Consider the following 9359-nt stretch of genomic DNA (forward strand, 5'->3'; position numbering starts at 1 on the left):
CTGCGGGCCAATGAGGCCTCAGTGGAAATCCCGGCTCCGCTGGCGCAGGGCCGGCTGACCGCGCGGCGGGGAGGCGGCCGGCGGAACCTCGGCCGAGGGCATGACGACCCGGTTCTGGGGATCGAGGTCGAGCAGATGCAGCCCATCCAGCAGGCCTGAATGATCCTCGAGCTTGCGCACCACGAGATGCAGGATGGGCACATGCCCCGGCCCGCGCTCCATCCGGCCCTCGGCGATGACGAGGCGCGCGCCCACCACCTCGGACCGGTAGCGCTGCGAGACCTGGCGGAAGAGCACGAGGTTGGCCACGCCGTGCTCGTCCTCGATGGTGAAGAAGATCACGCCCTTGGCGCTGCCCGGATGCTGCCGCACCAGCACCAGGCCCGCCACGCGCAGCCAGGCGCCCGCCCGTGCCGCCGCGAATTCCGCGGTGCTGACGGCGAGCAGCCGGGCGAGCACCGGGCGCAGCAGGGTCAGCGGATGCGGCCGCAGGCTGAGGCCGGTGCCGACATAATCCAGCACCACCTGCTCGCCGGCCGTGGCGCGGGGCAGCGCGGCCTGGGGCTCGGCGATGGGCGCCTCCAGCGGCACCTCGCGCTCGACGGCGGCGGCCTCCCACATGGCCGCGCGCCGGTCGAGGCCGAGGCCGCGCAGCGCATTCGCCTCGGCGAGGCGCTCCACGCTGCGTCGGTCGAGCCGCGCGCGGAGAACCATGTCGCGCAGGCTAACGAAGGGGCGGGCGGCGATGAGGCGATCGGCGGTGTCCTCGGACAGGCCGCTGACGAGGCGCAGGCCGAGGCGGAGGGCGTGGCGTCGCCTGTGGCCGGGCGGCTGGTCCGATCCGGGGATCTCTTCCTGCGTGGAATCCCAGGCGCTGATCGTGACGTCGATCGGGCGCACCTGCACGCCGTTATCGCGCGCCTCGCGGACGATCTGGGCCGGGGCGTAGAAACCCATGGGCTGGCTGTTCAGCAGCGCGCAGGTGAAGGCCGTCAGGCGATGGCATTTCAGCCAGGCGGAGAGATAGACCAGCAGCGCGAAGCTGGCCGCGTGGCTTTCCGGGAAGCCGTAGGAGCTGAAGCCCTCGAGTTGCTTGAAGCAGCGCTCGGCGAATTCCTGGCTGTGTCCATTGGCGAGCATGCCTGCGATGAAGTCGGGCTTGAACTTCGGCACGTCGCCCGTGTGCTTGAAGGTGGCCATGGCCCGGCGCAGCTCGTCGGCGCGCGAGGCGGAAAAACCGGCTCCCTCCATGGCGATGCGCATCGCCTGCTCCTGGAAGAGCGGCACCCCCTTGGTCTTGCCGAGCACATCCTCCAGCCCTTTCGGGATATCGACCGGCTCCTCGCCATTCCGGCGGCGCAGATAGGGATGCACCATGTCGCCCTGGATGGGGCCGGGCCGCACGATCGCGACCTCCACCACCAGGTCGTAGAACTCGCGCGGCTTGAGGCGCGGCAGCATGTTCATCTGCGCGCGGCTCTCCACCTGGAAGACGCCGAGGCTCTCGCCGCGGCACAGCATCTCGTAGGTCGCCTCGTCCTTCTGCGGGATCTCCGTCATCGCCTTCATGCCGACGAGATCCAGCGCGCGGCGGATGCAGCTCAGCATGCCGAGGCCGAGCACATCGACCTTCAGCATCTTCATCGCGTCGATGTCGTCCTTGTCCCATTCGATGGTGTGACGGTTCTCCATCGCCGCGCGGGTGACGACGCAGAACTCGGTCAGCGGCCCGCGCGTGAGGACGAAGCCGCCCACATGCGTCGCGAGGTGGCGGGGGAAATTCCTGATCTCGTCCGTCAGCTCGCAGGCCAGCTTCACGCGCGGATTCGAGAGGTCGAGCCCGCGGGCCTCGGCGATCTCCTCCCAGCTCGATTCATTGCCCGGCGAACCGGCGGCCTTGGCCATGAAGGCCGTCGCCTCCTCCTCGAGGCCGAGGGCCTTGCCCACCTCGCGAATGGCGCTGCGGCTGCGATAGCGGATCACCGTGGCGGCGATGGCGGCGCGATGGCGGCCATAATGCTCGTAGATGTGCTGGATGACCTCCTCGCGCCGCTCATGCTCGAAATCGACGTCGATATCGGGCGGCTCGCCGCGCTCCTCGCTGATGAAGCGCTCGAAGAGCAGCTGGTAGGTGCCGGGATTGAGCGAGGTGACGCCAAGCGCGTAGCAGACCGCGGAATTGGCTGCCGAGCCGCGCCCCTGACAGAGGATGCCATTGGCGCGCGCGTAGCGGACGATCTCGCTGACCGTCAGGAAATAGGAGGCGTAGCCGAGCTTGCCGATGATCCCGAGCTCCTTGTCGAGCTGTGCCTGCACCGCCGGCGGCACGCCCTCGGGCCACATCTGCGGCGCCGCCTCACGGACGCGCGCCTCCAGCGTCTCTTGCGGGGTGCGGCCGGGATCGAGGATCTCCTCCGGGTATTCGTAGTGCAGCTGCCGCAGGTCGAAGCGGCAGGCGGCCTCCACCTCGGCCACGCGGTCGATGGCGTCCTCGTGCCCCTTGAAGAGGCGGCGCATCTCCGCCTCGGGCTTGAGGCAGGCCTCGCCATTGGGCTCGGCGGCGAAGCCGAGTTCGTCCACGGGGCGGCCGAGGCGGATGGCGCTCAGCACGTCGGCGAGCCGCCGGCGCTCCGGCACGTGGTAGCGCACGCCGCCCGCCGCGATCAGCCGCGCCTCCGGCAGCTGGGCCAGCAGGTCCAGCCGGCGCCGGTCGGCGCCGCGCGCGCGCGTCTGCGCAGCGAGCAGCAGCGGCAAGGCCAGGTGCTGGCGCAGCATCCGCGCTTCGCGCGCGTGGCGCGTGGCGAATTCCTGGTCGGGCACCTCCGGCGCCATCCGCGCCAGTACAGTTCCCCCTCCCGGTCCTTCCATCGCCGCATGCATCTGCTCGGGTGTGAGGGGGCATTCGCCCTTGGGTGCCTCCATGCGCGCGGTCGAGAGCAGGAGGCAGAGGCGGCCCCAGGCGGCACGGTCGGTCGGCCAGGCGAGATATTCGCTGCCGTCGGTCAGGCAGAGCCGCACGCCTGCGAGGAAGCGCAGCTCCGTCTCCACTCCCTGTGTCTTCAACTCCTCGACGGCCCGCTGGCAGTCCACCCAGCCACGCACGAGGCCGGCCATGGAGTTGCGGTCGGCGATGCCCAGCACGCGATGCCCATGCAGCGCCGCGGTCATGGCGAGCTCATGCGGGTGCGAGGCGCCTTCGAGGAAGGTGAAGTTGGACAGCGCGCCGAGCTCGCCGAAGACCGAGCCGCGGGTGGATGCCACCGCCCTGGAGCGTCGCCGGGCAGGAAGAGCCAGGATCGTCACGGGAGGAAGCCGTGGACGAACCATTGCGCCTCGACCTCTCCAACCACGCCGCGCCGGCAGACCCACCAGCGCGCACCGGAGGCGAGCTGCACCCGGTAGTAGTCGCGCGGCGGGCGTTCCTCCGGCGGGCGCCACCATTCGGGCTCGATGCGCTCCGGCCCCTCGGCCGAGACCACGCGCTCCACCCGCTTGCCGATCACGATCTGGAAGGGCGGATCATCCGGCAGGAGGGCACTCGCCGTGATCGGGATGGGCCGACGCAGCAGCCGCAGCGGCCGGCGGGCGGCCGGGGCCTCGGCGATCGGCCCGAAGGCATCGGCGCGCCGCACCGCACGCTCCGGCCAATGCGATTCCCGCGGCGCCAGCCGCCAGATGCGGAGGCGCTGGGCCAGGCGGTCGAGCAATTCGGAGAGGGCCTCCTTCGGCGTTTCCTCGCCGGGCAGGCCGGCCTGGCGGGCGTGCAGCGCCTCCGTCACCTCGGCGCCGAGGATCAGTTTCTCGAAGCCCAGCTCCGGCCGCAGCTCCTCGACGCGGCGGTCCAGCAGGCGGCGCAGATGCGCGGGGTCGCGGCTCGCCTGGCCCAGGCCCTGACGGAGCTCCTGCCAGGAGCCGTCGCCGCGGAAGGCCGTCAACCGCAGCGCCCGGACGCCCTCGCCGGATTCCAGCAGGCCGGCGCAAAGCCGGTCGGCGAGCATGCCGATCGCCCGCTCGAGCGCCGGCCCGGTGCAGAGCGGCGAGAGGTATTCGCGGGCCTGGACATGGCGGGGCGGCGGGCGGACGGGGGTGAAGGGCGCGATCCACCCGCGCAGAGCGGCCAGTTCCTCGGCGATGGCCGAGCCGAAGCGCCGGGCAAGGGGGCCGCGCGGCTGTGCCTCCAGCGCGGCGACGTCCCGCAGGCCGAGGCGATGCAGGGCCGGGATCATGGCGGCCGGCAAGGCCAGGGCGGTGACGGGCAGGCGGGGCCGGGCAGCCTCTTCCTGCGCCGGGGTCAGGACCTGCGAGGCCGTGCCGGCGCGGAGCAGGGCGGCCAGGGCGGCCGGCGCGCCGCCCAGCAGCCCACGCGCCGCCGCGCCGGCCTTATCGAAGGCGTGCAGGATCCGGCGCAGCAGCTCGGGCTCGCGGTCCGGCAGGCCGGTGGTCTCGAGGAGCAGCCCTTCTTCGCGCCAGATGCCCACGAGCGGCGAGAAGCGGAGCGCCCAGACAGCCGGTCGCTCGGTGGCCAGGCCTTCGCCATGCAGCATGAGGAAGCGGCGTCCGCTGGCGGCCAGGGCTTCCTTCGGCGCGGGCAGGGACGGGGCCGCACAAGGCAATCCGCCCTCGAAAAGCGGCAGGGAGGGCGTGCGGGCGAAGCGCCGGCTGCCCATCAGGCCCGCCGTTTCTTCCCGGGGGCGGAGGCCTGGACGGGGGCCAGGGTCCGCAACTCGCCGCGGGCGGCATCCCATTCGCCGATCCAGTTGCCCGGCCTCCCGCCGCGGGCCCGCAGCAGCGCGATTTCCCAGCCGGGCTCCCCGAGATGATGCGGGCCGGCCTCGGGCGAGGGGCGGGCGGAGAGCCGCCAGCGGGTGAGGGCGGCCGTCGGGCCGGGATTCTCGTCATCCGCGCGCAGCAGCAGGCCGATTCCGCCGCCCGTCTCGGCGGCGAGCTGGAGGCGCCGGGCCGCGGTCAGATCCGGCGCGGCGCCGAAGAGCAGGGCCGCGCCGATGGCCGGGCAGCGCAGCCCTTCCTCGGCCGCCCAGAGCGCATCGGCCGGACGCGGCGCGCGGACAAGGATGAGGCTCGCCGCCGAGAGGCCGAGGCGGGCGAGGCCGGGCGGATAGGCATCGGGCTCGGGCGCGATCCAGAGAACGGAGCGGCCGGGCAGGGCGGCCTGGGCGCGGGCCAGCAGCAGGGCGGAGAAGCCGATCGCGGCCCCCGGCTCGGCTGAGAGCACCTCATGCAATCCGGCGAGCGGGAGGCCGTTCCACGGCAGGTGCCCGTCCAGTTCCGGCGAGAGCGGCAGGGTGGCACGGCCCGCCATGCCCGCGAGTCCCGGATCGAGCCGCGCGATCCGCGCCCGCAATCCGGCGAGGAGGGCTGCGCGGTCGGTCGGATCGGGGAGGGGGGCTTCGGCGGACATGGGGGGATACGGCAAATGTTCTCTATATGTTCTATTTCCAGGGGCGCATGAGGTCAAGCTGAAATGGAGGGTGCGGAAGCCTGGGGATGCGGCCGAGACGGGGAAGAGGACTTCGCCCGTCTCGGCAAGGTCCGCCGGGGCGGAACGTCAAACAGTGAATGAGGCAGGGACCTCACCTCGGGAAAGGCCGGGCCCCTGCCTTGCCGTCTATCGGCGCGGAGAGATCAACAGCCCGTGATGTCCCACGGCCTGCGCATGGTTTCGTAGCGGGCCTGCGTCGCGGTGACGCCGATGTCGCGCAGCATATGTTCGTCCAGCGCCGCGAGATGTTGGCGCGTCTCATAGGCGCGCCAGAATCGCGAGAGCTGCTCCAGCCACAGAATGCCAACCTTCCGGCCCTCGGATCCGGCGCTCAGCCTGGATGCGGTGGGGGAGAGGAACTGGGCGGCGGACATGATGCATTTCCTTTGATGATGACGCGCCGGATTTGGCGCGCATCAGCAGGGTTGCAGCGCACAATGAATAACTCAAACGACTATTATTGACTTTCCCCATCAGTTTTTGTGATGTTGCCGGTCCCATGCTCCCCGCAGGCCTCGACCCTGAACTTCTCCGAAGCTTCGTGCTCGTTGCGGAGGGGCGCAGCGTCACCCGTGCGGCCGAGCGGGTCGGCCGCACCCAATCCGCCGTTTCCATGCAGATGCGACGCCTCGAGGAGGTGCTGGGCGAGGAGCTGCTGCGCCGCGGCCCGCGCGGGCTCGAAACCACCTCCAAGGGAGCCTGGCTGCTGGAGCGCGCGCGAACCCTGCTCGCGCTCAACGAGGAGATCATCACCACCTTCCGCGCCCCGGCCATCACCGGCCAGGTGCGCCTGGGCAGCCCCGACGACTACGCGCTGCAATGGCTGCCCGGCATCCTGGCCCGCTTTGGCGAGGCCTATCCCGGGATCGAGGTCGATGTGCTGTGCATGAGCTCCGAGGAGCTCGCCCAGCGCCTTGCCCATGGTCATCTCGACATGGCGCTGCTCACGGAGGGGCAGAATTATCCGGGGCAGGAGGAGGTGTGGCGCGGCCCGCTGCGCTGGGTCGGCCCGCAGGGCGGGACGCTGCACCGGCGCGATCCGCTGCCCCTGGCGGCCGCCCATCCCGGCTGCACCTGGCGCCGCGCGGCGCTGGAGGCCCTGGGCCGCGAGGGCCGGCGCGTGCGCGTCACCTACAACAGCACGACCCAGTCCGGCTGCTTCGCGGTGGCCCTGGCGGGGCTGGCGGTCACCATCTCGACGCCGACGCGCCTGCCGCCGGGCCTCAGCTGGCTCGGCGAGGCCGATGGACTGCCGGAGCTGCCCGAGATGGGCATCATGCTCGCGGTCGGGGAGCTCGCGACCTCGGCGGGCGCGGAGGCGCTTTCTGAGGCGATCCGGCAAGGTTTCGCACAGACTTCCTGAGAAGTACCCTTGAGTGGATGCCCCAACGATGTTTTGGTGGGCAATAACGAGGGAGAAGATCCGATGTATCGCCGCGCCGCTCTGGGCTCAATTCTGGCTGTCCCGACGCTGGCGGCGCCGGTCTATGCCCAATCCTGGCCCGATCGGCCGGTTCGGATCATCGTGCCCTATCCGCCGGGCGGCTCGAACGACACCGTCGCGCGCATCGTGCAGCCCCGCCTGCAGGAGATCCTGGGCAAGCCGGTCATCATCGACAACCGCGCCGGTGCCTCGGGCTCCGTGGGGTCGAGCGAGACGGCGCGCTCGGCGCCCGACGGCCATACCTGGCTGCTGGCGAATGACACCCTGGCCAGCAACGACACGCTGATGAACCTGCCCTACCGCGTGATGGAGGCCTTCACCTTCTGCTCGCTGCTGGGCACCTGCCCCTATGCGATGACCGCCCATCCCGGGACGCCCTTCCGCTCACTCGCCCAGATGATCGAGGCCGCGAAGGCCGCCCCCGATACGCTGAGCTACGCCACCACCGGCGTGGGTTCGCTGGCGCATATCGCGACGGTGCTGCTGCAACAGCGCGGCGACTTCAAGATCAGCCACGTGCCCTATCGTGGCGGCGGGCCTGCCCTCCAGGACGCGCTGGCGGGCCACGTGCCGCTGTTCATGTCGAACATCGTCATCATCCTGCAGCACATCCGCGAGGGGCGGCTGATGCCCCTTGGCGTCTCGAGCGCGCAGCCGAGCAGCTTCCTGCCGAACGTGCCGACCTTCGCCTCGCAGGGCTTCCCGGGCTTCGAGGCGCTCACCTACTGGGTGATGGTGGGCCCGGCGGGCATCCCCGAGGCGATCACGAACCGCTTCCAGGCGGCGTTGAAGCAGGTGCTGTCGGAGGCCCAGGTCCAGACCCGAATGGCGGAGCAGGGGGCGGATATCGTCGCGAGCTCGCCGGCCGAGACGACGGCCTTCATTCGCAACGAGATCACCAAGTGGGGCGATGTCATCCGCGCCAACAATATCCGGGCCGAGAGCTGAAACGCCTTGCCCGTGCCGCTTCAGCGCGGCAACTGACTTACTGAGCGTCCAAAAATAAAGTGGTTAAAAATAAAGACAGGGAGGTCTGACAGATGGACCGTCGCGTATTCCTGGGCTTCGCGGGCGGCATGCTCGCGGCGCCGAGCTATCTCCGTGGCCAGAGCCTCGGGGCGGGTTTCCCGGATCGCCCGATCCGCCTGATCGTGCCCTGGGCTCCCGGCGGGTCGGTCGACACCATCGCGCGCATCTATCAGCCACGCCTGGCCGAGGTGTTGGGACGGCCGGTCATCATCGACAACCGGGGAGGGGCCTCGGGGGCGACGGGCGCGATCGAGGCCTCGCGTGCGCCGGATGACGGCAGCACCTGGGTCTTCGTCTACGACACCCAGGCCACCAACGAGACGGTGATGCGGCTGCCCTTCCGCACAATGGAGGCCTTCGTACCGGTCTGCCACGTGGCGTCCGGTCCGCTGGCGATGGTCGCGCACCAGTCCACGCCCTATCGCGACTTCCAGGAGGTCGTGGCGGCCGCCAAGGCAGCGCCGGAGACCCTGAACTACGCCACCTCGGGCGTCGGGGGGCTCGCGCATGTTGCCACCACCCTGCTTCAGCAGGAGGGCGGGTTCCGCATGGTCCATGTGCCGTATCGCGGCGGCGGCCCTGCCGTGCAGGACGTCGTGGCCGGCCATGTGAAGCTGTTCATGACCAATGTCGTGATCGTGAGCCAGCATTTCCGCTCGGGCGTGTTGCGGCCGCTCGGTGTGTCGACGCGCACCGAGAGCCGGCACGTCCCCAATACGCGGAGCTTCGCCCAGCAGGGCTTCGGCAGCTTCGAGGCGCCGACCTGGTGGGCACTGCTGGGCCGCGCGGGGACGCCGGACACGCTGGTGCGTCAGATGAACGAGGCGATGGTGAAGGTCCTCAACGAGCCCGCGGTGAAGTCCCGGATCGAGGAGCAGGGCTGCGACGTGGTGGGCAGCACGCCCGAGGAGTGCCGCCGCTTCATGGAGGCGGAGATCACCAAATGGGGCCGCGTGATCACGGACAACAACATCCGCGTCGACAGCTGAGGCGCCTCCCTGTCTCCGTGATTCGCGCAAGTGTTGAGTGATGCATGGAGGGTATGCGGTGAAAATGGGAAAAGGGTGTTTACAGTTTGGTGATGGGGCCATAAAAGCCGCTTCACCGCAGGGCGATGCTCCTGCGGCGGGGTTTCTTCCCTGAGGGCCTTGACTGCCTTGGCTGGTTTAGCTAGGGTGTCCGTCCTTCAGCGGTGGAAGCCGCTCTCACTCGAAAGAGAGGGGGTACCTGATCCGACCGGTCTCCGGTCGGGCGAGGGTTGTTGTTTCACAGTTAAATCTGTTGATGCAGAGAAATGTGCGCGTTTGGTTATACCATGTGAGTGGTGACTGACGGATATCTTTCTGGATTGGGATGCGTGGTTGGCGCTGCTGGGTTTAGGCCTGG

7 protein-coding genes are annotated in these 9359 nt (G+C 70.1%); 3 read left to right on the forward strand and 4 right to left on the reverse strand.

Annotated features, from left to right (window positions below):
* Positions 1–18 precede the first annotated feature (18 nt).
* The 4 genes from KHU32_RS18140 to KHU32_RS18155 all read right to left on the reverse strand — a co-directional run bounded on the left by KHU32_RS18140 (position 19) and on the right by KHU32_RS18155 (position 5874).
* Positions 19–3261, reverse strand: a complete 3243-nt coding sequence (locus KHU32_RS18140; protein ID WP_347265574.1) for an error-prone DNA polymerase — start codon at positions 3259–3261, stop codon at positions 19–21.
* A gap of 38 nt (positions 3262–3299) precedes the next feature.
* Complete coding sequence (locus KHU32_RS18145; RefSeq protein ID WP_213671556.1) at positions 3300–4667, reverse strand: DNA polymerase Y subunit UmuC family protein; 1368 nt, start codon at positions 4665–4667, stop codon at positions 3300–3302.
* On the reverse strand, positions 4667–5419 hold the full coding sequence (locus KHU32_RS18150) for an ImuA family protein (protein ID WP_213671557.1): 753 nt from the start codon (positions 5417–5419) through the stop codon (positions 4667–4669). The genes KHU32_RS18145 and KHU32_RS18150 overlap by 1 nt, the downstream gene beginning before the upstream one ends.
* 224 nt (positions 5420–5643) lie before the next feature.
* Positions 5644–5874 (reverse strand): DUF1127 domain-containing protein, encoded by a 231-nt coding sequence (locus tag KHU32_RS18155; protein WP_213671558.1) that lies wholly within the window; start codon positions 5872–5874, stop codon positions 5644–5646.
* Positions 5875–5999: 125 nt separating this feature from the next.
* Here KHU32_RS18155 and KHU32_RS18160 point away from each other — a divergent pair, with 125 nt between their 5' ends.
* The 3 genes from KHU32_RS18160 (at position 6000) to KHU32_RS18170 (ending at position 8962) form a co-directional block, all read left to right on the forward strand.
* Positions 6000–6863 carry a LysR substrate-binding domain-containing protein gene (locus tag KHU32_RS18160; protein WP_213671559.1) on the forward strand — a complete coding sequence of 288 codons (864 nt, stop codon included), beginning with the start codon at positions 6000–6002 and terminating at the stop codon, positions 6861–6863.
* A 63-nt stretch (positions 6864–6926) separates the two neighbouring features.
* Complete coding sequence (locus KHU32_RS18165; protein ID WP_213671560.1) at positions 6927–7892, forward strand: Bug family tripartite tricarboxylate transporter substrate binding protein; 966 nt, start codon at positions 6927–6929, stop codon at positions 7890–7892.
* Positions 7893–7984: 92 nt separating this feature from the next.
* Positions 7985–8962: a Bug family tripartite tricarboxylate transporter substrate binding protein gene (locus tag KHU32_RS18170; protein ID WP_249681289.1), complete on the forward strand. Its 978-nt coding sequence runs from the start codon at positions 7985–7987 to the stop codon at positions 8960–8962.
* Positions 8963–9359 lie beyond the last annotated feature (397 nt).

The sequence above is a fragment of the Roseococcus pinisoli genome (assembly GCF_018413645.1).
GTDB classification, from domain to species: domain Bacteria; phylum Pseudomonadota; class Alphaproteobacteria; order Acetobacterales; family Acetobacteraceae; genus Roseococcus; species Roseococcus pinisoli.

Excerpts from the sequence above, each read along its gene's own strand:
- KHU32_RS18170 (WP_249681289.1), top strand. The coding sequence starts at position 7,985 with ATGGACCGTCGCGTATTCCTGGGCTTCGCGGGCGGCATGCTCGCGGCG.
- KHU32_RS18155 (WP_213671558.1), bottom strand. The coding sequence starts at position 5,874 with ATGTCCGCCGCCCAGTTCCTCTCCCCCACCGCATCCAGGCTGAGCGCC.
- KHU32_RS18145 (WP_213671556.1), bottom strand. The coding sequence starts at position 4,667 with ATGGGCAGCCGGCGCTTCGCCCGCACGCCCTCCCTGCCGCTTTTCGAG.
- KHU32_RS18160 (WP_213671559.1), top strand. The coding sequence starts at position 6,000 with ATGCTCCCCGCAGGCCTCGACCCTGAACTTCTCCGAAGCTTCGTGCTC.
- KHU32_RS18150 (WP_213671557.1), bottom strand. The coding sequence starts at position 5,419 with ATGTCCGCCGAAGCCCCCCTCCCCGATCCGACCGACCGCGCAGCCCTC.
- KHU32_RS18165 (WP_213671560.1), top strand. The coding sequence starts at position 6,927 with ATGTATCGCCGCGCCGCTCTGGGCTCAATTCTGGCTGTCCCGACGCTG.